The organism is Methanoculleus chikugoensis (genome assembly GCF_900095385.1).
Taxonomy (GTDB): Archaea; Halobacteriota; Methanomicrobia; order Methanomicrobiales; family Methanoculleaceae; genus Methanoculleus; species Methanoculleus chikugoensis_A.
Genome location: NZ_FMID01000064.1, coordinates 15,230 through 38,512 on the forward strand (window position 1 = coordinate 15,230; position 23,283 = coordinate 38,512).

Here is a 23,283-nt window from a genome sequence, read left to right on the forward strand (position 1 = left end):
CGGTCACCAGAGGCGCCCGCAGCCCGGGCAGAGCATACTCACTCTTCTTCCGCAGTGCGGGCAGTAAAGGCCCGTGCGCTCGTTGTTCTCCAGCGGCCTCCCGCACCGCTTGCAGTGGATCGGGGCCTCGAACCCACACTCGTGCCTGACCATCAGTCCAGATATTCGTAGTCCTTCACAAAAAGGTTTCCTTTTCCGCGGTTCGCAAGATCGCCGGCAAACTGGATAAACGTGCGCCCGTCGTGCTGTACCGTCCCGATCTTCCTGAAGGTGGGGATCATCCCCCGCGCGGTGCCGTAGACGTAGCAGGAGCCGCCCTTCATGTTCGCGGCCGGGCGGCTGCAGTTCCCGTGGACGACGAGCGTACCGTCGCGCATCTCCGCCCCGGTCATATCCCCGGCATCGCCGTGCACGACCACCGTGCCGCCGGCGAGGCTCTCCGCGAGGAAATCCCCGGCGCGGCCGAAGACCTCCACGGTGCCTCCCTTCATCCCCTTCCGGCCGCCGCGGTACCCCGAGGCGCAGTAGTCGGCGACGTCGCCCCGGCAGACGATGGTCCCTCCCGCCATCTCCCGGCCGAGCCAGCCGTCGGCGTTCCCGTGGATCTCGATCGTCCCGCCGCTCATGAAGTTGCCGCAGTGCATCCCGATCCCGCCGAGGACGGTGATCTTCCCTCCGTCCATGTACTCGCCGACCCTCTTCAACCGGAACGTGTCGCCCGACAGGACGACCTCGACGTCTTCCGCCCGGTCGGCGCTCCCCTCCACCGAGACCGAGAAGGCCTCATCGAGCCGGAGCTCGCGGTTTCCCCGCCAGACCGAGAAGTCGGTGCCGGAGAGGAAGTTCTTCGGGACGATCGACTCCGCCTCGATGGGGATGAACCCCTTCGTCACGGGTTTCATCGCGAGCGTGACCTTCATAGTTCCGCCTCCGTCTCGATGCACCGGCTCCGGGTCAGGTACTCGTCCTGCACCGGGTAGTTCCTCATCCGGACGGTGTAGTAGCGGTCGAACTTCTCGATGAAGTCCGGATCCTTCCCCATATCGTAGTTCTCCGGAACCTTCGGCGCGACCCAGAACGTGGCGTTGCTCCCGTGAACCAGGCACTCGCCGCGCCGGGCGACGACCCTGCCCCGCTTGATCGTATATTCGGTCTGGCTGAACCCGTCGATCACCCTCTGGTACTCGGCCGAGGGATCGACCTCGTCGATCTTAAAAGGATAGATGGCGACGTCCGCATCGGCGCCCGGAGCCAGGTGCCCTTTCCCGAGATCCTGGATCCCGAGCGCCCTTGTCTGGCCGGCCCGGGTCATCACCGCGATCTCATGCCAGTCGAGTTCGCGCTCGATCGCCGGGAGGGGCACCCGTGATTCGGTATCGGGATGGATCGTGGCGAACTCGGCGTCGCGGTACCGCTTACTCATCAGGAGGGCGATGATCTCCGGGTATTTGACGAACGGCGCACCGTTCGGGTTGTCCGTCGTGAGCAGGCACTGCCAGGGGCTCTTCGTCAGGAGCGCGAGTTCAAGCCCGATCGCCCACATGATCGAGTTGACCAGGTTCTTGCGCCGGTAGACGACCGGGATGATCCCCGAACCCGTCTCGAGTTCCACGTCGTGGTTGCTCCACTTGTCGTGGTGGAGGCGGTAGAGGTTGAACTCCATCGGCCCGTCGGCGGTCATCGTCGTCGTCCGGCCGAACATCACCTGCCCCATATCCATGACGATCTGGGGGCGCATGTTGACGAAATTCGCAATCGGCTCGCTCTTCGAGCAGAAATCCTTCCACCCCGACCCGCCGTAGGCATGGTACTGGACGTGGGTCGCATACAGCGTCTGCCTCTTCTTGTTCAGGTCCGGGATGAGGCCCATGGACCCGAGCGTGCAGGTGTAGTTCCCCGGGGTGCCCAGGTTGTTGCAGTGGAGGTGCACCGAGTGCGGGAGGTGCAGGAGTTCGTTCGCCTCCACGACCGACCGGATGATCTCGGCCGGCGTCACCTCGAAGTAGGGCACCGGGTCGCGGATGCAGGAGACGTTCTTGCCCCACTGCCAGGCCTCGGTGCCGCCGGGGTTCGTGAGTTTGATGGCGAACCCCTTCACGGCCTTGAGCGTCCAGGCGATGATGGCGGCGACCCGTTTTGTGTCGCCGTCGCGGATCGCCTCCATGATCCCCCAGTTCCCGTCGAAGAGGGTGTTCGCCATCGTGTCCTGCAGCGGCGTGTAGGTGAACTCCTCGTGGGTGTGCCGGGCTTCGAGCGGCGCCATCGCGCCCTCGAGCAGGGTGGTGTAGCCCATCACACTGTAGCGGTAGCTGTTGCCGTAGGTGGTCGGGACGCTGTAGCCGGACGTGGCGTGCATCGCCCCCCGGCGGGGCGTTCTTCCCGCCCGCATATCCTCCGGGCTCATGTACCGCCCGAAGTTCACCTTCGTCCCGCAGATATGGGTGTGGGAATCGACCCCTCCCGGCATGGTGAGCATCCGGTGAGCGTCGACCACCTCGGCAGCATCGCTCACCTCCTCGACGATCTTCCCGTTGCGGATGGCGAGATCCATCACCTCGCCGTTGATCCCGCTGAGCGGATCGATCACGCAGGCGTTCTTCACCAGGAGTTCGGTCATGACCGTTGTGCCTCCTGCATCAGGGCGTACATCCGGGCGAGAACCTCATCGTCGGAGAGGTAGTCGGTCGAGAGGACTCTCCTCGTCCGGATCGGCACCCCGTCCATCCGGTAGGCGGTTCCTTCCGCGTCGATGCCGGTCACCGCGACCGGGATCTGGACGTTGCAGAACGCGGTGGTGGCGTTCGGGTAGGGGTCGAGCTGGACGACCGGGATCTCGGCGAGGTGTTCGAGACACTTCCGCGGGAAGTGGGCGGCCGGGTCGCTCCCGACGATCAGCGCCGCGTCGCACTCCTTCCGGGCGAGGATGTCCACCGCCGTCGTCTCTCCCGGGTTGTAGAAGGCGATCCCCCGCGAGAAGTCGATCCCGAAGGGGTAGCCGGTCATCCAGGTGTTCACTTCGTTCGACCCGTAGACGTTGTAGTGGCCGCGCATCGCCGAGATGGTGAACTTCGTGTGCCGGTTCAGCTCCGATATGAGTTCGATGGCGTTCCTGATGTTCTTGTACTTCCCCTGCGTCATCGTGAGCCCGAGCCCGAAGTAGACCGCCCCGAACTTCGCGGATTTGCAGAGGTTTGCCACCCGGATAAGCTGTTCGCGGGTGACGCCCGCGACCGTCCGCGGGATCGTATCCGTCTTCCCCTGGACGATCGCCCGGAGCGCCGAGAGCACCGCATAGTCCCCGCCGGGTTTAATCTGGACGAACTCGTCGGCGATGTTCGCGGTCTCGGTCTTCCGGACGTCGACGACGATCACCTTCCGGTCGCGGAAGGCGTTCTCGAGGAAGAACCCTTCCGCGTAGCGGGTGTAACGCGAAAGGTGCCGCGGATGAGCGTCGATCGGGTTCGATCCCCAGTAGATGACGAGATCCGCCCGGTTCTTCACCACTCCGAGGGTGCATCCCGGGTGCCCGACCTCCTGGATAGCGAGGATCGAGGGGCCGTGGCAGACCGAGGAGGTGTTGTCGATGACGCCATGGATGAGTTCGGCCATATGCACCCCCACGCACTGCGCCTCCCCGTGGGTGCCGCTCCACCCATACAGGAGCGGCCGCTCGGCGGATAGAAGCATATCGGCGGCGTAGCGGATGGCGTCGTCGTAGGTGATATCCTTCCATTCGTTCCCGTCGCGCAGGATCGGGTTCTTCAGCCTCTTCTCGCCCATGAACTTCGTCGTCCCGAGCTCGCAGGCGTTCGTGACGGCGACCACCCGGTTCCCTTCGACCTCCACCTCGATGTCGTCGCAGAGGCATCCGCAGAACGGGCAGACCGCGTCCTTAACGATCATATGCAAGGCCTCCCAGGTCTTCCATCAGTTTGTGAACCAGTTTCGGCTCTTCGTCGGTCGGTTCGATCTCCACCACGTGGGACTTGAAGTCCGGCATCCCGGTGGAGCGGGTGCCGGCGGCGACGATGTGGTTTGCGTAGGGGCCGTAGGGGACGAAGACGGTGCCCATCTCCACTTCCAGCGACGCCGCCGCCCGCATGACGACATCGCCGCACGGCCCGGTCACCCGGATCGCGTCTCCGTCGTCGAGCCCGAGTTCCATCATATCGAACTCGTGCATGAAGCAGGTCGAGGTCTCGGCCGCGTATTCGGGCGACGTCTTGTTCTCGACGGTCACGCCCTGGTTCACCGTCCTCCCGGTGATCATGAGGAAACTCATGTCTCCGCCTCCCCGATCTGCACTCCTTCCACCATCCGGGCGACCCGGATCGCGCGGTTGGGGCACTGGGTCTCGCAGGTCTTGCACCCCGTGCACTTCTCCTCGTGGAGGATCCGCACCCGGCCGCCCTCGACCCGCATGATCACCTCGTCGCTCGCGGACGTCCCGGACCCTGCAAGCTGCGGATCGATCTCCCGGTTGACCGGGCAGGAGACGCAACAGTTTCCGCACCGCATGCAGAGGTTGTCGTCGACCTGGAGGTGATACCACGACCAGAACGCCGTCCCGTCGCGCCGGGTGACGTCGAGGATCCGGCCGCTCGAGAGAACGCCCTCGGGGCACGCCTCGACGCAGAGGCCGCACCGGATACAGTGGCCGGGGTAGATCTCCGGCTCCCACCCGTCCCTCGTGCGGAGAACCGCGATCGCATTGGGCGCGGGGCAGATCATCATGCAGGAGAGGCACGCCGTGCACTCGTTCCCCGTCAGGGCCGGATAGCCCTTGAAATAGGAGGGGGTCTCGAGCGGCGCGGTCTTCGCGAAGAAGAACTTCCGGATCCATTCCGGCCGGAGGAACTCCCGCACGTAGTAGACGATCGATCGCATCTCTTCACCTCTCGTTGCACGCGATGCAGGGGTCGCTGCTGATGAACGTCGACGTCACGTCGGCAATCGACGCGGCGTCCTTGATCATCGCGTGGGCGCAGGCCTCGATGTTCATGATCGACGGCGTCCGAATCGCGATATCGACCACCCTGCCGTAGTCGTCGGTCCGGATGGTGTAGGTCAGCTCGCCCCGGGGGGCTTCACCGGCATACGACGTCTCGCCCGCCTTGCAGAACCCGCCGCCCCGGATGGGGCCTTCGGGGAGGGTGTCGATGCACTTCCTTATCAGGTCGATGCTCTGGAAGACCTCCTGGAACCGGACCATCACCCGGGCGAAGTTGTCGCCCTCCGTCCGGGTGATCTGGGTAAACCCGAGCTCGCGGTAGGTCGGGTGGTGGAGGCGGAGATCGCAGTCCTCGACCCCGCTCGCCCGGGCGGTGGGGCCGACGGTGTGGGCGCGGATCGCGTCTTCCCGGCTCATGAACCCGATCCCCTTGCTCCTGAGCGCGATCAGCGGGCCGGTCTCGAAGATCCGGACGTGCCGCTTCATCTCCTCCTCCACCTCGCGGAGATCGGCGAGCATCGCCGCAGCGTCCTCGGGGAGGAGGTCGAACCGGACGCCGCCCGGGATCATGTAGGCGGTGTTGATCCGCGAGCCCGTGAGCCGCTCCAGGTTGTCGAGCACCGTCTCCCGGGTATTCAGGAGGTACATCGCGAGCGTCTCGTGCTCGATCGTGTAGCAGTAGGAGAAGTTTGCGAGGATGTGGCTTGCTATCCGGTCGAGTTCGTTCGCGACGACCCGGAGGTAGGCCGCCCGCGGCGGGACGGCGATATCGCTGATCTTCTCCATCGTCTCGATGAAGACCATGTTGTGGATGACCGAGCAGATGCCGCAGACCCGTTCGGCAAGGAACATCACCTCCTGCCAGGGGCGGCCCTGCATGATCCGCTCGATCCCCTTCTTCATGTAGCCGAGCTCGACCTCGGCGCGGAGCACCCGCTCGCCCGCCGTCTCGCACTTGAGGCGGACGGGCTCCTTCCAGCAGGGGTGCATCGGGCCGAGCGGGATGGAGACGTCGACAGTCTTCTTCATGGCTGTTTCTCCTCGTAATCCTTGAATATCAACGGCGCGACCGAGAGTATGGCGTTCAATATCTCCGTAGGGCGGGGCGGGCAGCCCGGCACCTGTGCGGCTATCGGTATGTACTTCTCGACGGGTGGGCTCGTCAAGGTACCTCTCCGGGCATAGACACATCCTGATATAGGGCAGTTCCCGATGGCAACGGCCACTTTCGGCTCCGGGATCTTATCCCAGATCTCGCGGAGCTTGTCCACCCACTGGGGGGTGACGGAGCCGATCACCAGGAGGACGTCGGCCTCCCGGGGGTTGTTGTGGACGTAGATCCCGTACTGCTCGATGTCGTAGCGCGGCGCGAGGCAGGCGAGCACCTCGATGTCGCAGCCGTTGCACGACCCGACGTCGACGTAACTGACGTGGATCGACCGCGAGCGGACGGTGTTCTTGATTTTCTGGAGGATGCTCATGAGAGGATCGCCTCCCGGATTCGCGCTCTTCCTCTCGCGATCGCCTCTTCAAAGGGTATCTCCTGTGTCATCGCTTGTGTGTCCGTGTAGATTGTCTGCATCGTTTCCGTATCCACGAGGGGGATGAACCGGGTGAAGAGTTCGTAGCCGAGTTCTTCCGCCACCGGGTCGCCGTCGTTCGCGTGCCGCTGCCCCATCTGCCACCGGGATTCGAGGTTCTCGAGCAGGGACATGTCGAACCGCCGGATCAGCATCATCCGGAGTTTGGCATCGCTCATCCCGAGGCGCTCTGCGATCGCACGGACGGTCTCATCGTGTTTCGTGCTCGTCAGGATGGTGTATTTCATCTGCCGGAGGTCTTTTTCGTAGAGGAACTTCACGCGAGCACCCCCAGTGCGTGTGCCGCCGCGTAGGCGAGGAACCCGAGCACCATCACCCAGAGCAGCGTCATCTCGGAGCGTTTCAGGGTGAGTTCGTCGTGCATCCAGGTGAGGGCCGTGACGGCGGCGAGCAGGACGACGCCTGCGATCGCCTGGCCGGCCACGCCCCAGTTCCGGGCTGCCTGGGCGAGGAATACCACGACGTAGAAGGCCGCTCCCGCGGTGATCAGGAGCCGGAGCATGCTCATCCCATCACCACCCCGAGGATGACGATGTAGATGATGAGCGCGCCCGTCACCAGGCTCTGTATCGTCACGGTGTCGTAGGGCGAGAGCATGGGGGTGACTGCGCAGACGAACGAGAGCGATACGAGGACGATGAGCATCGCGAGCAGCGCCAGCCAGAGCGGCAGCGAGCCGATGAAGATGAGGACGAACGCATAGAGGAGGACGTAGGTCTTGAGGGCGTACGCCACCTCGAGCCCGGCGCGCCAGACCCCGAAGTGCTCGGTCATGTTCCCGCTCACGATCTCCTTCGCCTCGATGATCGAGAAGGGGCCGTAATGCATCTTGGAGAGGATCACGAGGTACATCGCCACGGCCGCCGGGAACGCGATGATGAGGAGCGGGCCGTTCACCTCCTGGTAGGCCGTGATATCCGCGATCGAGAGCGAGCGGGTGAAGAAGTAGATCGCGACGACGGTGACGAGGAGCGGCAGCTCCGACGCCGCCGATATGACCGACCGGATAGCCCCGAACTTCGTGTAGGGCGAGCCCGTCGAGAGCCCCATCCCGTGCTCCACGATCTTGTGGAGGAGATAGACCGCGAAGAGGAGCAGGATGCTTCCTCCCGAGAGGAGGATGAAGAGGGCTCCGCTCCAGATGGCGATGGCGACGAAGACGATCCCCACAAAGAGCGTCTGGCTGGCCGTCTTCGGGATCCAGGTCTCCTTGAAGGAGAACTTCAGGGTGTGCAGGATCTCCTGCCAGATCGGCGGTCCGGGGCGTCCCTGGACTCTCGCGATGACTTTCCGGTGGATGCCGTGGAAGAGCAGGCCGATGAAGGTGGCAAAGAGCAGGTATTCGATCATGTCAGTATCCTATGAACGGGATATCTTCTTCTCCGGATTTTGCGTTCCACCACAGTGCGATGAAGATGACGAAAGCCGGGAACGCGACGACCGCGACGAGCTCCGCGGCAATGACCGGGAGGTAGCCGAGAGCGGCAAGGAGCCCGGCCGCCGCCGCGATAACGCCCGCGGCAAGCCCGACAATCAGTGCAGTCCGTTTCTTCATGGCAATCACATCGATATGACGATCTCCATTACGCGCAGGAAGAGGAGGAGCGAGCTGACGTGGACCATCAGGATGAACGGCGCCCCCTGCGCTCTCGTGATCTCCGCCTTTGCAATGTAGAACGGCGCCATGCCCTCCCCCATGACGCCGAGGACCAGGAACGCCTTCGCGATGAGGGGGACCGCCACCGCGGCGGTGAAGAGTTCCCACATGCTCAGCGTGCCGGTGCTGGAAAGGACGATCGCCGCGCCGCCGAAGAGCGGGACGGTGGCGAGCATCGCGACGATCCCGTACTGGAACGCGGCGTTCAGGACGTGCCGGTTCCGGTAGGCCGCGACGATGCCGATGTTCGTGATCCCTATCATCGAGGCGAAGAGGGTGAAGTTGAAGACGTCCCCGGTCACCATCGCCCCGAGCGTGGCGAGCCCGCAGGCGATTGCCATGAACCGCTGGAACCGCAGGAGGTCAGGCTCGACCTCCTTCGTGTAGTAGGCGTCGCCGCCGAACGCGATGTCCACCTGCCGCTCCGGGCGGCTCACGATGACGAGAACCGTGAAGAGGAGGGCGAAGGCGAAGAGAACCGCCGTGTAGGGACTGAAGTAGGCGACGATGTCGCCGAACTCCAGCACGAAGAGTTCCGGCCCGCCGATCTGGGGGTTCGGGAGGTTAAACATCCGGACCACCCCGCCGCATCGTCCCGACAAGGGACATCTTCGCCATCACTTTGACGAGGATCGCGCCTCCCGCCATCATCACCCCGAAGAACCAGTACTGCGGGAGGAACATGAAGATGAAGAACGCCGCGATCCAGATCGCCCACGCGTAGCCGCTCACGGTCTCGATCAGTTCGAACTGCTCGGCGTGCCCCCGGCACATGAAGTAGAAGACCACGCCGACCGCGGCGATGGCTCCGCCGGTGAACCCCGAGAGGAAGACGCCGTAGGCGACCAGGACCAGCGCGAGGATGCCGGGGGCACTGTCCATCACCTCGATCCGGAACGCCGGTCCCGTCGGTTCCCGGAGCCCTTCTTTCGCGATGTAGACCTCCGAGACGGCCAGCAGTTCGGATATCCCGACGACGAGCCCCGGGAGGATGAGCGCCTCGGCAAGGTCGGTGGCGACGAGCGCGATCAGGACGAGCCCGATCACCTCCGCGAGGTCGGTGAGGAGGATCCGGTGCAGGTCGTCCTTCTCCCGGACGAGGGCGGTAAACCCGATGATGATCGCAGCCGCGACGACGATGAGGCCGACCGGGTAGGCGAGTTCCATCATTCATCCCTCCTGAAGAGGTAGCTCGCGATTGCAAACGCCACAAAAAGGATGCTCGTCTCGACGACGGTATCGAAGCCCCGGGTGTTGTAGAGGATCTCATCGATGATGCCGCCGGGGTGGGCGACGATCGTCGTTCCCATATGGTGCGTGGTGTCGGCGAGCCACTGGCTGAACGGGGTGAGGTAGGTGGTCACGTAGCCGGCGTAGGGGGAGTTCTCCAGGTACTGCGCCTTGATGGGGGTCGTCCCGAAGGGCACGCCGCCCCGGTCATAGGGGTCGAGGGTGCTTGCAGGGTTGAGGGTCTTCGGGTAGAGCTGGTCGTCGTGGTAGGCGATGAACGGCAGGGTGACGAGGCCGAGCACGGCGACGATGACCACGAGGAGCGCGTAGAGCGCGGTGAGGTTCTCGACCCTTGATATCGTCGCGGATATCCGGGTGATGAACGAGCGGTTCGGCGTCATTCTGCTGCCTCCCTGCGTTCGATGGCCCGGACGAGGACGAAGGTCGAGATCGCCGTGACCCCGATGAACGTCAGCAGGGCGAGCATCTCATCGTAGGCGAGCATGATGAGGAGGAGGCCGAACGCGGGGATCTCGAGGTTGATCAACCGTGAGAGATAGGTCTTCTCGCGCGGGAACCCGGCGGCGATCACCCCGATGATGAGGATGATGCAGCCGAGGATGAACTCAGGCGTCACGGGTATCCCTCCTGCAGAGGGGCAGCACGATGATCGTGGTGATGGGGACGATCAGGCTGACGGCGATGAGGACGTCCAGGTAACCGCGGGCGGCGATGAACGGCACGATGCCGCCGTAGACGATACCGAGGGCGATCAGCTTGTCGAAGCGGTCCCGCTGGAGGTAGGTGCCGAGAGCGCCGATGAGCGCCACGGCCGCGAAGAGGAGGACGAGAATCTCATCCACGCCGCTCACCCCCCGCGTAGGTGCTGGCGATGGCGTTCGCCTCGAGCGTCGAGCCGACGAAGTAGGCCGCGGCCGCGACGAGGGCGAGCGGGTGGCCGATCAGCAGGACGACTGCTCCCGCGACGGCGAAGTTCATGACGTTCACGTAGGGGAGTTTTCTCCCCGTGTTCTTCTCGACGGTGGCCCTGACGACGGCAAAGACCGCAATCGCGGCGACGATGTAGATCGCGATCACTCTCTCACCCTCCAGAGCCGTGCAAGGAGCCTGCTCGCGTGGGCGTGGGAGAGCCCCTGGATGGTGAGGATGGCGATCACCATCCCCGCGATGAAGTCCGTTGCGGCGAACCCGACCTGGGTGAAGCCGTAGACGACGAACGTGGCGAGGACTGCGCCGGTGGTTCCGGCGTAGCCGGGGTCGTGGCAGATGCGGTTGCCGATGAAGACGAGCGCGGCCGCGACGAGACCGCCGGGGATGCCGGCGACGTAGACGCCGCAGGCGGCAAGGAGCGTCCCTGCCGAGGCGTCGGGGGAGCAGACGATGTTCCCCATCATGGTGCCGCCGCTAAGAGCCCCGCCGCCGGCCTCGATATCCCGCGCGATGGCCGACGCTCCGCTGACGCCCCCCGCCTCCGGCAACTTGAAGAGAATATCGACGGTTACGAAGAGTATCCAGCTGACAGCGGCCGCCGCCAGGATGTGGAGGAGTTCACCCAGCATTTCGTTCAACTACTGGAGAATACGGTCAATCAATTCAATAAATGTTTTGTTGTTACCATTCCGGGCGCGATTCGGCCGGAATGCATCGGTGGAGCATCCCGGAGATGCTGCCCCCCGGGTAATTTTGTATATGATGTAATCTATTCTCTAAACCATATAATTATCCACGCCCGTTCCGGGGCCGTTACGCGCCGCAGATGCCGGGTCGCTGCCGGGAGCCAGCAGGATATGTCCGGGACGGCGATGGATGAACGGCGGGATTCGGGGTGCCGGGAGGAGAGGGGAACAAGTATAATGCTCCGTGTGCCGACATATATGCACGCGGGGGTTGCCGAGCCAGGTCAAAGGCGCTGGATTTAGGGTCCAGTCTCGCAGGAGTTCAAGGGTTCGAATCCCTTCCCCCGCATCCTGACTTCAAGTTAGAATCTCTTCTATCTGACATGGTTGTTGAGCGCATCCTTGGTAAGGACGCGGTCTTCACGCGTTGCCCCCTTCCACAACCGCGATCTCCTCCACCGTCAGCTCGTAGATCTCATACACCAGCCGATCGATCTCCCGGTCGGTCGCGGCGGGCGACGCCAGCGAGATGCGAAACAGCGTAACTAACGGTCGGCTTCGTTAAGAATCGACTGGATTTCCCGCTTGAGGAACGGGAGATCATCGCGCAGGGTCAGGAACACCGCTTCGTAATCCACGCCGAAGTAATGGTGGACGATCCTATCCCGCATCCCCGCAGCCTCCCTCCAGGGGATCTCCGGGTGCTCAGCGCGTAACTCCAACGATACCATCTTTGCCGCCTCGCCGATGATGGTCAGCATACGCTCGATCCCGGCGCGTTCCAGCCGGCGGTTCCGGAGATCCTCTGCCGAACCGATGCCTTCGGAGAACTCCTCGATGCTAGAATGGCATCAAGGATGTGACGGAGATATGCGAGGTCCTCGGGCGTCATAGATCACCACGGCATCACGGTAGATTGCATCGGCAAGGTACGGGCTCACGGCGTTCTCGGTGACGAGGTCAACCTTCATGCACAGAGCACGGGCAAGCTCGTCCTCGATCCGGACAAGCTGAAAGAGGCTTTTTTTGCGGGAGAACCTGACCAGGATATCGATATCACTCGCCGGGTTGGCGGATCCCCGCGTATAGGAGCCGAAGATCGCGATCCACTCGGCATCGTTTCCGGTGAGTATCGCGACGATAGTCTCCCGCGCCGCCTTGGTTAATGTGCGTCCTGCCACTCTGCCCACCCGTATCTATGCTGGTAAGTATGACGCTCACCCCGTATCGGTCTTTTGAGGGGCGAAGGGGTGCTCCGGAGGGGTGGCTTCTCCTGAAGGTGGGGGTAACCACGGCAAAGGGTGATCAGGCGACCTCATCATCAAGCATCTGCCTGACTGCAACCTGGAGTTCCGGGATCTTGTTTCGAACGACGTCCCACACGATCTCGTTATGGATCCCAAAGTATGCGTGAATGAGGATGTCTCGCATTCCTGCAATCTTTCTCCACGAAAGATCGGCGTGTTCGCATTTCAGCGGTTCGGGGATGAGTTTCACGGCCTCACCGATGACCATGAGGTTCCGGATCACGCCGTCCTGCACCAGATCATTTGCCAGGAACTCCTCGTAGTCCATTCCCCGGGTATACCGCTCGATTCTCCCGATGGCCTCAAGGATATCCCGGAGATAGAGGTTATACTCCCGGGACATACCGAACACTCCGGAGGATATGCGGTGCGAGAGCCGGTTTTATGGCGTCGCGATCGACGAGGTCGACTCTCCTTCCGAAGAGGTCTTCGAGGAAGAACTTGAGGTCCATGTAGGTGTCAAAGGAACGGCCCCCTTCCTCGAACTCGATGAGGATATCGATATCGCTCTCTTCGCGCTCTTCGCCCCGGGCAAACGACCCGAAGACCCCGATCCGCCTGACGCCAAGGCTCCTGATCCGTTCGCGGTGTTCCGCCAGCGCACCGAGGATACCGTCAGCCGTAAGCATACCGTATCGTACTCCTGTTACCCGCCCATCCGGATAACGCTTTTCCCCTGGGTTGCCGGCTGCAGGGTTGTCCCGGCAGACATTCACCATCCCGGTAGCGACGTTTCTCCCGGCATGCTCCCCTCACGGCTCACCGTCGAACCGGTAAAACTGTCCATATGCGGAGCGGTGATCAACCTCAAGGAGGCCACGGAGCTGTATCCAGGAGAAGCCCCACACCTCTGGCATGAAGCGTGTGCACCCGTCACCAGATGCACCGACTTCCTGCTGGAAGTTGGGAGAGGGCCGTTCATTACGACGTTTGAGGTGTCCGAGGATGCCTGAGCAAACCGACCGATTGTCGACGGGACAAATGGGAGTTCATGCAAGCATTTATTGACTGCTGTTGGACCCGATCATTTCTTTTACCTCGTCGATCGTGAGGGGCTCTCTCTTACTATGGATTACGAGATGGCAGTTCGGGCATACAGGGCGTAGATCTCGTATAGGGTCGATCTTGTACTCCCGTCGTATTTCAGAGAGAGGTATGAGATGGTGCACGTGGATTTTATTCTGCCCTATCGGCCCGTATACCCTCTCAAAATCAAAACCACAAACAGCACATCGATAGCCATAGTGTTCTATACATTTGGTTCGTGCCTTCCCGTCCCGCTCGTAACGATTTACAACAATTTTACTCACGGCACCTTCGAAAAGATCGGTGCTATCCTGAACGGTCATCTCTCCTGGATAAACGATTTCTGAGTCGTCCTGACCGAAAATTCGTTTATACGCCTCCGCAAGTTCAGGTCGCATGATCCAGGAGCCCGTGCCGTTCCTTTTATCGTAGCCCCAAAAGGGGACATGCCACCACCGGATCGATCCATCTTCTCTTATAGGAGGCGGGACTCCTGTTCTGGCAATCACACGTTTGCTGAATCGAGGGATTTGTGAGTTCAGCGCCACGTGATGGGAGAGGTTTAGTTTTAGCGCAATCTCTTTTGCATGCATCTCGTGATTTCTGCTCTCATATATGAGTTTGAGAACTTCCAGATCCTCTTTCCGGGTGACTTCGCTATCTGTGAGCAACTCAGCCCATACTTCGGCGCTTATCTCAATCGGATCATCATAAAATCTCATACAACCCTCCCCACAATCGCCACTTCATCCTCCGTCAGCCCATACAACTCATACACCAGCCGATCGATCTGCCGGTCGGTCGCGTCGATCATCCCGGCGAGCACCTCCTTCTCATGCGGAGCCTTCGCCGCCGCAAGGCGCCTGTTCAGGTCGAGCATCTGCTCAACGAGGGCGACCATGCGGTCGTCGGCGGGCATGGCGATCAATGGAATATAGAAAAGAGGCAGCCATTAGGGTTTCCATTTATTCATGCGGCTCACCGGCCGCCTGGAGAGAAAACATCGCGGCCCGCACGGGCAGGAAGAGCGGAACCTTGTGGGTCGTCGTCCGGCTGAAACATATCGCAACGGCCGGGGGCCCGGGAAGCATACCCTCCCCCTCACGCCAGTTCATGCCGCCGCAGAAACTCCCGGACCTGCCTCGACTCGATCCAGCCCCGGTCAAGGGCCGTGATGTAGCCGTTGATCCGGTCGACCTGCTCCCGGATCCTCCCCGTAGCCCCCCCATCATCGATCAGCTCGGTCATGCCCAGGATCACCTGGAGCGGCTGGCGGATATGGTCGCCGAGGATCGCGAACTGCTCGATGTTCCGCTCGATCTGTTCGAACGCGCGCTGCCGGAGGCGCTCGTTCTGCTTCCGGTCGGTGATGTCCCTGCCGACCACGTGAACCCCGATCACCGAGAGGTCGCGGATGATCGGCGACTCGTTCAGTTCGAGGTGGGTCACCGACCCGTCTTTGCGGCGGAACTCGATCTCGAGCCCTTCGACCGGCTCGCCACAGGAGATCTTCGCTCGCCCCTCCTCCCAGGCGGGGAGCGACGAGGGGACGACGAAGTCCCGGCACCTCCTGCCGACGATCTCATCGGGAGCGTAGCCGAGGATGCGGGTCACCGCCGGGGAGATGTAGGCGATCCCGCCCTCGTGGTAGCAGGTGTAGATCATGTCGAAACTCTGCTGCATGATCTCCCGGAACTGTGACTCGCTCTTCTCGAGGGAGTCCCACGCCTGGAACCGCTCCATCATACTTCCGAGCCGCCTGGCGACGGTATCGAGCAGCGCCCGCTCTTCGGCAAGGAACGGCCCTTCGTCCCTCTCCGGCCTCTCGTGGAGGTAACAGATCTCCACCATCCCGACCGTCTCCCCGAGGACGACGATAGGTGATGCCTGCCGCCAGGGCGTCTCCGTGAAGCGTTCCGTTGCAAACCGACGCCCGTGCACCGTGATCCTTGCAACGGTATCCTCCGGATACTGCCAGCCGGTGGAGAGAACCCGGATGATTTCATGGAAGACCTCATCGAGTGAGGTCTCCGATCGCCGTTCGATGATCCGCGATATCTCGTACAGGATCGAGAGTTCCTTCACCCGCTCGTTCAGGTCGTGCGTCCTCTTCCGCAGGGCGTCCTCCCCCCGCTTCTTCCCGGTGACGTCCCGCGCAATCGCCGCAACCCGGATGACGTCGCCCCGCTCGTCGGCGGCCGGGTAGAGGACGACGTCGTACAGCCGGCCTCCCCATGCATCCTCGAACCGTGCAGGTCGGCCCGACGCGACGACCTCCTTGAGGCGTGCCGCGTACGCCGCCGCCTCATCCGGCGGGAAGAGCTGGAATATGTTCCGGCCGATGAGATCCTCCCGGCTGCGCGCAAATCGCCGTGTCGTCGTCTCGTTGATCTCGATGAGCCGGCCATCCCTGTCGAGGAGAGCGATGATCTCGCTCGGGGCGTTCAGGAGCGCCCGGGCCGTCGCCTCGCTCTCCCGGAGTTCGTCCTCGGCACGCCTCCGGTCGGTGACGTCGTAGAGCTGCTCGACGATGAACGCCACCTCGCCCTTCTCGTCGAGGATCGGGCTTGAGCGGCACTCCAGGTACCGCCCGAGTTCGGGCACGAACTTCTCCACGACCTCCCGCTTCTTGCTCGCGACCGCAAGCTCCGTCGCGCAGACCGAACAGGGCGCTGCTCTCCCGATGAGGTTGTAGCACTTCCACCCCTCCACCTCCTCCGGCGTCATCCCGAGCATCTCGTAGCCGGCGCGGTTGTAGCGCAGGATCGTCCTGTCCGGGAGCTGGATGCCGACGATGTCGCCGAGGTTCTCAAAGAGCCCCTCGAGCAGGGTGTTCGCCTCCGCGAGGCGGCGGCGTGTCCGCTCTTCTCCGGTGACGTCCTGCCAGGTGACGGCAGCGCCCGAGACGGCCCCGTCCGTGACAACCGGCGAGGCGGATACGACGACGTGAAGATCCTCGCCGCCGGGGTCGTGAACGGTGTACCGGCAGGAGGAAAGCCTCTCTCCCCTGAGCGCCCGGTACCCGGGGAGGTCGCCGGGCGGAACCGGTTCGCCGCCGGGGTACCTGAGCGACACGTCCTGCCTCCCGAGAAGCGCCCGGGCAATCCGATCCTCCTCGCCCGGGCCCGCCGTGATCACCCCGCCGTCGGCGTCGTAGACGAACCCCTGCCTGCCGACGGCGGCAAGAAGTGCGTCGCGCTCCAGTTCTGCGCGGGCGGCACGGGCGGCAAGGTCGCGGTTTTCATCGAGCAGGGCCTCGATCCCCGCCGCCAGCCTCTCCCGCGACCGGCAATCGAGGGCTGGAGCGGCATCCTGCAGTATCTCCAGAAGGTCCGCCGGTAATACGTCTTGCAGGTTCTCCATAGTTCACCAAACTGTCCCGGTATCCAGATACGTTCCCGCTTTTCGTGCCCGTCCGGCAGGTGCATCCCCGCACTCCAATCGGTTGCAGGCCCCCTCCTTCGGATTCGCCGGTCTGACGGCGTTTCCCGGGGGGGTCGAAAGGGCACGGCCCGGGTACGAGCCGGGGAACCGTCGTCCGCCGGGACAAATAATGCGGGTATGAAATATAATTCTAATCGGATAAAAGTGATCGGCATCTGAGACGGGTGAGGCGCAACCGCGGCAGACGACCGCAATGTAGATAACCGATACGCGTACCTCCGTGATGCGGCGGGAGAACCCCGCACCTGGTGCGAGAATGCACCGTCGCAAAAACCGCTTCTTCCCGGAACCTGGCAGAAAGGCATTGCTGGCGGCACACAGCCAGTTCGCGATCATAGCTCCCGAGATCGGGCTCATATTCCTCTTCATCGCGCTGGTGTCGTGCTCCCCGTTCCTGGTCGCCCTCTGGTACGGCGAAGAGAGACTCCTTCTCCCCATGGCCACGGCGCCCGCGGGGTTCGGCATCATCGGGGTCTGGCTCGCCGGCGTCCCGAAGGTAGAGGGAGAGGCACGCCTCTCCGTCGCCTTCTCGGCGGTCGCGCTGATCTGGCTCGCCGCCGCCCTGATCGGCGCGCTGCCGTATACGTTCGCCCTCAACCTCCCCTATACCGACAGCGTCTTCGAAGCGATGTCGGGCTGGACGGGCACGGGATTCTCGCTCCTCCCGTCGATCGACGCCACGCCGAAGACGATCCTCTTCTGGCGGTCGCTGACCCAGTGGATGGGCGGCCTCGGGATCGTCGCGTTCACCATCGCTCTCGCGGGGAGATCCGGCCTGACCAGGTTCCGGCTCTACCGCTCGGAAGGGCGGTCGGAGACGTTCATGCCGAGCGTCGTGACCACGGCCGTCGAGATGTGGCGGATCTACCTGGTGCTCACCGCCCTCGGCATCGGGCTCGTCCTCCTCTCGGGGATACCCCTCTGGGACGCTGTAAACATCGTCATGACGGCGATATCGACCGGCGGGTTCGCGGTGCATTCGGCCGGCATCCTCTACTACGACAGCCCGCTGCTCGAGATGCTCGTCGTTCCGATCATGATCGCCGGGGCGCTGCCGTTCAAACTCTACTTTCTGCTCCACTACAAAAAGAGGTTCCAGTTCTTCTCCGACCGGCAGGCGCTCCTCCTCTTCGCCCTCATCCTTGCCGGGTGCGCCGTCATCACCCTCGACCTCGCAACCGTCTCGGCTCTCCCCCCCGCCGAGGCGCTCCGGGAGGGGCTCTTCATGACCGTGAGCGGCATCACCTGCACCGGGTTCCAGAACGCCGACCCTAAAACCTGGTACGGCTCGACGGTGATGGTTCTCGCCGCGCTGATGTTCGTCGGCGGATCGGCCGGGAGCACCGCCGGCGGTATCAAACTCGGCCGGGTCATCCTCGGCCTCGAGATGCTCCGGTGGTGGTTCCGGCGGCTGCATACCGGCTGGCGGACGATCACCCCGCTCCGGCACGACGGGCGGCCGATCCTCGAACACCTCCCGGAGTACGAGGTCTCGAAGAGCATGCTCGTCGTCGTGCTCTTCGTCCTGATGGTCGCAATCGCCACCCTCCTCCTGCTCCACCTCGCGCCGCAGGACGGGTTCGACTCCGCCGACATCATCTTCGAGGTCGTCTCCGCCGCATCCAGCGTCGGGCTCAGCACCGGGTTTGTGAACCCCGGGCTCTCCCCCGCGGCGAAATGGCTCTTCGTCATCGTGATGTGGGCGGGAAGGCTCGAGATCGTGCCGGTCCTCGCCCTGATCTTCGGGGCGGCGCGGATACGCCGGCCCGCTGGCCGGACGGCGGGACGCTGATCGAGGCCGGGGACCTCTGCATCCTCGTCGAAGCCGGGCCGAAGAACGAAGAGGTATCCTCCCTCTTCCGCCCGGGACCGGAGGAGTGAGCCTCTCGCGTCCCCGGCACCATGAAGGGCGGATGCGCGCTTGCGGCGCGGGAGGGGAGAGGGGGCGGCGTCCGGCACCGCAATTCGCGCGGATCCGGGACCGGGGCCGGCACGCGACTGCATCCTCATATACCCGGCCGGGCGACGCTCCCATATGGACTTCCTCTCCGCCGGCGCCCTCATCCCGCTCCTCGTCTTCGGGGCGCGTGTGATCGACGTCAGCCTCGAAACGCTCAGGATCATACTCCTTGCCCGGGGCGGCCGCCTCATCGTCCCCGCCATCGCCTTCGTCGAGATCCTCTTCTGGATCGTTTCCCTCGGCCTCGTCGTCAACGAATTCACCAATCCGGTCTACCTTATCTCCTACGGGGCCGGTTTCGCTGCCGGGAACTATGCCGGTATCCTCCTCGAAGAGAGGCTCGCTATGGGGATCTGCGTCCTCCGGGTGATCACCTCGGAAGAAGACCGCGCCCTCATCGACGCTATCAGGGCCGCCGGCTACGGCGTCACGGTCGTTGCCGCCGAAGGGCTCCATGGACCCTGCACCATCTTCTACTCCGTGGTGCGGCGGTGCGACCTCCTGCCGATAGCCCGGGTGGTCGAAGAGATGAGCCCCTGCGCATTCTGCACCGTCGAGGACGTCCGGTCGACCACCCGCGGGACCTTCCCCCGGTCCGGCGAGGGCACGTGGTTGGGCATCCAACGCCGGGCGGTGCGGATCGGGAAGTGAACCGGGAAGACGACGGATGAAACCGGGGATGCAGTTAACGGGGAAAAAGAGTGTGCCGAACCGGATACCCGGCCGGGAAAAATAGGTGTGGTAAGGTCAGAGCCTAGTTCTTCTTGGCCTTGTCCTGAACCTTCTCCGCCTTCTTCTCCTGCTTCTTATCCTGGGGCTTCTTGTCCTTTGCCATGGATGACACACCTCCCTCCCGAGGTGGGATAGATCTGATGTCATCACGCCGGGATATAAATTTTACGGACAGTCCTCCCCGCTACGCAGAATCAGGAGAAAATAATAAGAGGTTTCCCGGCATCCGGGCTACAGCGGAATGGAGGGTCGCATCGGAGGGGCCTATGCCCTGCGCCCGGCACTGGAGAGCGTGTAGAGCACGACGAGCGTGAGCGCCCCCACCACCTGGACGCCGATCACGAGGGGCACGACGGGGATCGCGCCGGCAACCGCGAAGCCCCCGGGTATCGGGCCGATATCGGCCGGCGTCCCTGCAGGCGCCGAGCCGGGTTCGGCAAGCCAGGCGCAGAAGAGCGCTGCGCCGACCGCAAGCATGACGACCGCCATGAGTATGAAGATGAACAGCCCGAGCACCTCGCTCTTTCGGAGCGTTCTTCCTGCAACTCGCATCGATACCATCTTTGCACCCCTGCTCTCATGCATCTTCTTCACCCCGTATCCCCCGTCCGGCGGTTATGGTTCCGGACAGGGGCACACTCCCGACTGTCATGACGGGAGACCCCGGTCGATCCGGGTTCTCCCCGTTTGCCGGTGTAGAATTGGTGAAACGCCGGAACCTGGCCGGCGAGCACAATTCTACATGATTGAACATGATAATACTATGGGACAGTGTATGTATTTAAAAGTTTTTCTTCCCCTCTCCACCGCGCCCGCAGAGCCCGATTCACGGGAGTCGGGATACTCAACCCGGGTTCCGGAGGCCGGTGCGGCGGGGTGAACCGCCGGCGGGGAGGGGCGGCCCTCTCACGGGGCAAAAACGCCGCAGGAGAGGGTACGGCGGGAAAGATATAGAATACACCCAAGACTTTTATTCGTTTCGGCCCAACGAATATGCGAATGCCCCGCATCTACCTCGGCAAGATCTTGCTTCGCTGGTGCGACGCATGCCATGCCCCCGTGCTCTCCGGGGTCTGCGCCTGCGGCGCCCCCACCCGTCCGGTAGCCGTCACGCCGCCGGGAGACGCCCGGCCCGCGTTCCCCGACGACATCGAGCGGGTCAACCGCATATTCCGCGACCATTTCGGAGCGGCGCTGATACCGGAGGGCCACATCGCGCTCCTGAACAAGGTTCCCGCCGCCGACCGCATGGACGAGATCGTCCTCGGCGGGGCGGTCGTGGGCGCGATCCGCTACTTCCCGGACGAGCGCCGCTGGGAGCCCCTCCCGCGCCCGGCCGCCGCAAAGTACCTGCGGCCGACGAAGCGCTACGTCGTCATCGACGACGGCGCGATCCCGTCTATACTCGAGTCCGGGGCAAGCGTTCTCGCACCGGGCCTCGTCTCAATCGACCCCGCCGTCGCCGAAGGCGACGAGGTCTTCATCCTGACGAAGGCCGGCGAGTGCATCGGCGTCGGGAGGGCGAAGGTCGATGCCGCAACCGCCGGGAAGATGGAGCGAGGGGTCATCGTCAGGACGAGAAAGAACGTCAAGTCGGTCTGCACCCCCGGTGAGGCGACATGGGACGATGCCGTCCGGGCAAACGAACCGGCTCTCGCGGACTACGAGGCGAAAAGCATCCGGTTCGTCCGCGAGGTCGCAGAGCAGAACCCCCAGAAGCCCACGGTCTCCTACTCCGGCGGCAAGGACAGCCTCGCGACCCTGCTCGTCGTCTTAAAAGCGCTCGGCCCGGTGCCGCTCCTCTTTGCGGACACGGGGCTCGAATTTCCCGAGACCTGCGAGAACGTGGACGCGGTGGCGGAGCGGTACGGCCTTGAAGTCCTGCGGGTCCGTGACGATGAGACCTTCTGGAAGACGTTCGAGGAGAGCGGCCCGCCTGCCGTCGACAACCGCTGGTGCTGCAAGGTCTGCAAACTCCACCCTGTCGGCCGCCTGATCGGCGAGAACTGGGGAGAATGCCTCTCGTTCATCGGGCAGCGGAAGTACGAGTCGGTGAAGCGGATGCAGAGCAGGCGGGTCTGGAAGAACTCCCACGTCCCGGAGCAGCTCTCGGCAGCCCCCATCCAGCAGTGGACGGCGATGCACGTCTGGCTCTACATCTTCCGCGAGAAGGCGCCCTACAACACCCTCTACGAGCGGGGGCTCGACCGCATCGGGTGTTTCATGTGTCCCTCAAGCGACCTTGCGACGTTCGCGATCATCGGAAAGTCCCACCCCGAACTCCTGCAGATGTGGAACGAGAACCTCGCCCGGTGGCAGGAGAGCCGGGGGCTCCCCGACGACTGGATCGAGCGCGGGCTCTGGCGGAAACGGGGGGATGCGGATGAAGAAGAGGATAGTTATAATTGATTACGGCCTCGGCAACCTGCGAAGCGTGCTGCGCGGTCTCGAGCGGGCGGGGGCGGCGCCGACGATCACGGCCGACCCGGAGACGATCGCGGCCGCCGACGGCATCGTCCTCCCCGGCGTCGGGGCGTTCCGGGACGGGATGGAGATGCTCGGCGGACTCGCGGATACCGTCGTCGCCGCCGCGAGCGAAACGCCGCTCCTCGGGATCTGCCTCGGGATGCAGATGCTCATGGACAGCAGCGAAGAGCACGGCATCCACCGCGGGCTCGGCCTCGTGCCGGGCGACGTGAAGCGGTTCGTCCCGGCCGCCGGGGAGAAGGTCCCCCACATGGGCTGGAACACCATCCATATCGACCCCGGGACTCCGCTCTTTGACGGCCTCCACGAGGAGGAATACGTCTACTTCGTCCACTCCTACTACGCGGCGGCCGCACCGCCGAACACCATCGCGAGCACCACCTACATCCATCCCTTCGCCTCGGCGGTCAAGAGCGGGCTCACCTACGGCGTCCAGTTCCACCCGGAAAAGAGCGGTGCGGTGGGGCTGAAGATTCTTGAGAACTTTATCGAGCGGGTTTGCTAGGGGGTTCCCGCTTTTTTAACCCTGGTGGGGTGGTGCGGTTGTTTGGTGAGTGGTGCAGTGGTGGTTGGCGTCGCACGTGACGGTAATTGAGTTTCGATTCGGACAGATCACCGACACTCATGTGTACGCTTTGGGTGCATCTCGGACACGGATTCCGAGGGGATATCGCCATTGGGGGAGGGGCTGACGGGGAGGGGGGAGCATCCCCCCTCCCCTGTCTCTACCTGTAAGCGTACAACCCCCACCCCGCCCGGCCTCCGGCCTCCTCACTCACACCTGCGGTGCTCGAACGCCTGCCGTTCCGGCAGTCGTTCCCCGCCCTGAAGGGCGGGGTTTCCTGCTTCATGGCCAACACTTGCATCACAGCAATGTGATGTAGCGGTATCATCTCCACAGGCTCAAAGGGCTGTTCCATCCCCGAGCGGTGAATATTCACCGCAGCATTGTAATCTCGATCCGCAACAAACCCACAGTATGGGCATTCATGAACTCTCTCAGAGAGCGTTTTTTTCACAATGCTTCCGCAGTTCGAGCACATCTGTGATGTATTCCGGGGATCGACTTTGACAAGGTTCGTACCAGCACTTTCAGCCTTGTACGCGAGGTAAGCATAGAATCGTCCCCATGAAGCATCGTGAATGCTCCTGTGTAGTCCCGGAGAGTTGCCGTTCTCCTTCAGATACTTGATATTCAGGTCTTCGACGCAGATCGTCGCATAGGTGTCAACGTACCGGCGGGAGAGTTTG

General features: G+C 63.2%; 33 protein-coding genes and 1 tRNA gene. 6 read left to right on the forward strand and 28 right to left on the reverse strand.

All coding sequences use genetic code 11. The annotated features are described in order from the left end of the window. Window positions 1-3: 3 nt before the first annotated feature. From L21_RS12855 to L21_RS12945, 19 genes are read right to left on the reverse strand one after another with little or no spacing between them, the layout of a single operon-like run. Window positions 4-153 (reverse strand): DNA helicase PriA, encoded by a 150-nt coding sequence (locus L21_RS12855; protein ID WP_048063768.1) that lies wholly within the window; start codon window positions 151-153, stop codon window positions 4-6. Next, a complete protein-coding gene (locus tag L21_RS12860) occupies window positions 153-920 on the reverse strand; it encodes a formylmethanofuran dehydrogenase subunit C (protein WP_074370851.1) in 768 nt (255 codons plus the stop codon). Before L21_RS12860 ends, L21_RS12855 begins: the two co-directional genes overlap by 1 nt. Beyond that, window positions 917-2,617: a formylmethanofuran dehydrogenase subunit A gene (locus tag L21_RS12865; RefSeq protein WP_074370852.1), complete on the reverse strand. Its 1,701-nt coding sequence runs from the start codon at window positions 2,615-2,617 to the stop codon at window positions 917-919. The genes L21_RS12860 and L21_RS12865 overlap by 4 nt, the downstream gene beginning before the upstream one ends. Then, complete coding sequence (locus tag L21_RS12870; RefSeq protein WP_074370853.1) at window positions 2,614-3,903, reverse strand: formylmethanofuran dehydrogenase subunit B; 1,290 nt, start codon at window positions 3,901-3,903, stop codon at window positions 2,614-2,616. The genes L21_RS12865 and L21_RS12870 overlap by 4 nt, the downstream gene beginning before the upstream one ends. Continuing rightward, window positions 3,893-4,282, reverse strand: coding sequence for a molybdopterin dinucleotide binding domain-containing protein (locus L21_RS12875; protein WP_074370854.1), 390 nt, complete (start codon window positions 4,280-4,282; stop codon window positions 3,893-3,895). Before L21_RS12875 ends, L21_RS12870 begins: the two co-directional genes overlap by 11 nt. After that, a complete protein-coding gene (locus L21_RS12880; RefSeq protein WP_074370855.1) occupies window positions 4,279-4,887 on the reverse strand; it encodes a 4Fe-4S binding protein in 609 nt (202 codons plus the stop codon). Before L21_RS12880 ends, L21_RS12875 begins: the two co-directional genes overlap by 4 nt. A 4-nt stretch (window positions 4,888-4,891) precedes the next feature. Next, window positions 4,892-5,980 (reverse strand): hydrogenase large subunit, encoded by a 1,089-nt coding sequence (locus L21_RS12885; RefSeq protein WP_074370856.1) that lies wholly within the window; start codon window positions 5,978-5,980, stop codon window positions 4,892-4,894. Next, on the reverse strand, window positions 5,977-6,432 hold the full coding sequence (locus L21_RS12890; protein ID WP_074370857.1) for an NADH-quinone oxidoreductase subunit B family protein: 456 nt from the start codon (window positions 6,430-6,432) through the stop codon (window positions 5,977-5,979). Before L21_RS12890 ends, L21_RS12885 begins: the two co-directional genes overlap by 4 nt. Beyond that, complete coding sequence (locus L21_RS12895; protein WP_074370858.1) at window positions 6,429-6,812, reverse strand: EhaM family protein; 384 nt, start codon at window positions 6,810-6,812, stop codon at window positions 6,429-6,431. The genes L21_RS12890 and L21_RS12895 overlap by 4 nt, the downstream gene beginning before the upstream one ends. Next, window positions 6,809-7,060 (reverse strand): hypothetical protein, encoded by a 252-nt coding sequence (locus tag L21_RS12900; RefSeq protein WP_143727312.1) that lies wholly within the window; start codon window positions 7,058-7,060, stop codon window positions 6,809-6,811. The genes L21_RS12895 and L21_RS12900 overlap by 4 nt, the downstream gene beginning before the upstream one ends. Further along, window positions 7,057-7,902 (reverse strand): respiratory chain complex I subunit 1 family protein, encoded by an 846-nt coding sequence (locus L21_RS12905; protein WP_074370860.1) that lies wholly within the window; start codon window positions 7,900-7,902, stop codon window positions 7,057-7,059. The genes L21_RS12900 and L21_RS12905 overlap by 4 nt, the downstream gene beginning before the upstream one ends. A gap of 1 nt (window position 7,903) precedes the next feature. Next, window positions 7,904-8,107: a hypothetical protein gene (locus L21_RS12910; protein WP_074370879.1), complete on the reverse strand. Its 204-nt coding sequence runs from the start codon at window positions 8,105-8,107 to the stop codon at window positions 7,904-7,906. Between the two features lie 5 nt (window positions 8,108-8,112). Continuing rightward, on the reverse strand, window positions 8,113-8,781 hold the full coding sequence (locus L21_RS12915) for a hypothetical protein (RefSeq protein ID WP_074370861.1): 669 nt from the start codon (window positions 8,779-8,781) through the stop codon (window positions 8,113-8,115). Further along, window positions 8,774-9,376: an EhaG family protein gene (locus L21_RS12920; RefSeq protein ID WP_083609046.1), complete on the reverse strand. Its 603-nt coding sequence runs from the start codon at window positions 9,374-9,376 to the stop codon at window positions 8,774-8,776. The genes L21_RS12915 and L21_RS12920 overlap by 8 nt, the downstream gene beginning before the upstream one ends. Further along, on the reverse strand, window positions 9,376-9,840 hold the full coding sequence (locus L21_RS12925) for an EhaF family protein (RefSeq protein WP_074370863.1): 465 nt from the start codon (window positions 9,838-9,840) through the stop codon (window positions 9,376-9,378). The genes L21_RS12920 and L21_RS12925 overlap by 1 nt, the downstream gene beginning before the upstream one ends. Beyond that, window positions 9,837-10,076: an EhaE family protein gene (locus L21_RS12930; RefSeq protein WP_074370864.1), complete on the reverse strand. Its 240-nt coding sequence runs from the start codon at window positions 10,074-10,076 to the stop codon at window positions 9,837-9,839. Before L21_RS12930 ends, L21_RS12925 begins: the two co-directional genes overlap by 4 nt. After that, window positions 10,066-10,302 (reverse strand): EhaD family protein, encoded by a 237-nt coding sequence (locus tag L21_RS12935; RefSeq protein ID WP_074370865.1) that lies wholly within the window; start codon window positions 10,300-10,302, stop codon window positions 10,066-10,068. Before L21_RS12935 ends, L21_RS12930 begins: the two co-directional genes overlap by 11 nt. After that, the gene (locus tag L21_RS12940) at window positions 10,295-10,537 is read right to left on the reverse strand and encodes a DUF2109 domain-containing protein (RefSeq protein WP_074370866.1); all 243 of its coding nucleotides are present in this window, start codon (window positions 10,535-10,537) and stop codon (window positions 10,295-10,297) included. The genes L21_RS12935 and L21_RS12940 overlap by 8 nt, the downstream gene beginning before the upstream one ends. Continuing rightward, window positions 10,534-11,019 (reverse strand): [NiFe]-hydrogenase-3-type subunit EhaB, encoded by a 486-nt coding sequence (locus L21_RS12945; protein ID WP_083609048.1) that lies wholly within the window; start codon window positions 11,017-11,019, stop codon window positions 10,534-10,536. Before L21_RS12945 ends, L21_RS12940 begins: the two co-directional genes overlap by 4 nt. A 321-nt stretch (window positions 11,020-11,340) precedes the next feature. Between L21_RS12945 and L21_RS12950 the strand changes: the two genes are divergently transcribed. Then, a tRNA-Leu gene (locus L21_RS12950) sits at window positions 11,341-11,425 on the forward strand. Window positions 11,426-11,621: 196 nt separating this feature from the next. On the opposite strand, the gene L21_RS12955 is transcribed toward L21_RS12950, so the two are convergent. The 4 genes from L21_RS12955 to L21_RS12970 form a co-directional block, all read right to left on the reverse strand. Continuing rightward, complete coding sequence (locus L21_RS12955; protein WP_083609050.1) at window positions 11,622-11,915, reverse strand: HepT-like ribonuclease domain-containing protein; 294 nt, start codon at window positions 11,913-11,915, stop codon at window positions 11,622-11,624. 12 nt (window positions 11,916-11,927) lie between these two features. Beyond that, complete coding sequence (gene mntA, locus L21_RS12960; RefSeq protein WP_074370867.1) at window positions 11,928-12,257, reverse strand: type VII toxin-antitoxin system MntA family adenylyltransferase antitoxin; 330 nt, start codon at window positions 12,255-12,257, stop codon at window positions 11,928-11,930. Window positions 12,258-12,381: 124 nt separating this feature from the next. Next, on the reverse strand, window positions 12,382-12,726 hold the full coding sequence (locus L21_RS12965) for a HepT-like ribonuclease domain-containing protein (protein ID WP_074370868.1): 345 nt from the start codon (window positions 12,724-12,726) through the stop codon (window positions 12,382-12,384). Beyond that, window positions 12,710-13,012, reverse strand: a complete 303-nt coding sequence (locus L21_RS12970; protein ID WP_074370869.1) for a nucleotidyltransferase family protein — start codon at window positions 13,010-13,012, stop codon at window positions 12,710-12,712. Before L21_RS12970 ends, L21_RS12965 begins: the two co-directional genes overlap by 17 nt. 114 nt (window positions 13,013-13,126) lie before the next feature. Between L21_RS12970 and L21_RS12975 the strand changes: the two genes are divergently transcribed. Then, entirely contained in the window at window positions 13,127-13,336 is a 210-nt protein-coding gene (locus L21_RS12975) for a hypothetical protein (protein WP_074370870.1), read from the forward strand. A gap of 48 nt (window positions 13,337-13,384) precedes the next feature. Here the strand turns inward: L21_RS12975 and L21_RS12980 are convergent, their stop codons facing one another. From L21_RS12980 to L21_RS12990, 3 genes are all read right to left on the reverse strand, one after another. Then, the gene (locus L21_RS12980) at window positions 13,385-14,131 is read right to left on the reverse strand and encodes an HNH endonuclease (RefSeq protein ID WP_074370871.1); all 747 of its coding nucleotides are present in this window, start codon (window positions 14,129-14,131) and stop codon (window positions 13,385-13,387) included. Beyond that, window positions 14,128-14,328: a hypothetical protein gene (locus L21_RS12985; RefSeq protein ID WP_256713215.1), complete on the reverse strand. Its 201-nt coding sequence runs from the start codon at window positions 14,326-14,328 to the stop codon at window positions 14,128-14,130. The genes L21_RS12980 and L21_RS12985 overlap by 4 nt, the downstream gene beginning before the upstream one ends. Before the next feature lie 182 nt (window positions 14,329-14,510). After that, a complete protein-coding gene (locus L21_RS12990) occupies window positions 14,511-16,772 on the reverse strand; it encodes a PAS domain-containing protein (RefSeq protein ID WP_074370872.1) in 2,262 nt (753 codons plus the stop codon). 385 nt (window positions 16,773-17,157) lie between these two features. Between L21_RS12990 and L21_RS12995 the strand changes: the two genes are divergently transcribed. Continuing rightward, complete coding sequence (locus L21_RS12995; RefSeq protein WP_305954486.1) at window positions 17,158-18,645, forward strand: TrkH family potassium uptake protein; 1,488 nt, start codon at window positions 17,158-17,160, stop codon at window positions 18,643-18,645. 243 nt (window positions 18,646-18,888) lie between these two features. Then, window positions 18,889-19,464: a DUF2179 domain-containing protein gene (locus tag L21_RS13000; protein ID WP_074370873.1), complete on the forward strand. Its 576-nt coding sequence runs from the start codon at window positions 18,889-18,891 to the stop codon at window positions 19,462-19,464. Window positions 19,465-19,809: 345 nt separating this feature from the next. Here the strand turns inward: L21_RS13000 and L21_RS13005 are convergent, their stop codons facing one another. Next, on the reverse strand, window positions 19,810-20,139 hold the full coding sequence (locus L21_RS13005; protein ID WP_074370874.1) for a Na(+)/H(+) antiporter subunit B: 330 nt from the start codon (window positions 20,137-20,139) through the stop codon (window positions 19,810-19,812). Window positions 20,140-20,544: 405 nt separating this feature from the next. Between L21_RS13005 and L21_RS13010 the strand changes: the two genes are divergently transcribed. Continuing rightward, a complete protein-coding gene (locus L21_RS13010) occupies window positions 20,545-21,954 on the forward strand; it encodes a phosphoadenosine phosphosulfate reductase domain-containing protein (RefSeq protein WP_074370875.1) in 1,410 nt (469 codons plus the stop codon). Next, window positions 21,929-22,537, forward strand: a complete 609-nt coding sequence (gene hisH / locus L21_RS13015; protein WP_074370876.1) for an imidazole glycerol phosphate synthase subunit HisH — start codon at window positions 21,929-21,931, stop codon at window positions 22,535-22,537. Before L21_RS13010 ends, hisH begins: the two co-directional genes overlap by 26 nt. 220 nt (window positions 22,538-22,757) lie before the next feature. On the opposite strand, the gene L21_RS13020 is transcribed toward hisH, so the two are convergent. Continuing rightward, window positions 22,758-23,283, reverse strand: a 526-nt coding sequence (locus tag L21_RS13020; RefSeq protein WP_256713216.1) for an RNA-guided endonuclease InsQ/TnpB family protein, incomplete at its 5' end; no start/stop codon positions are given.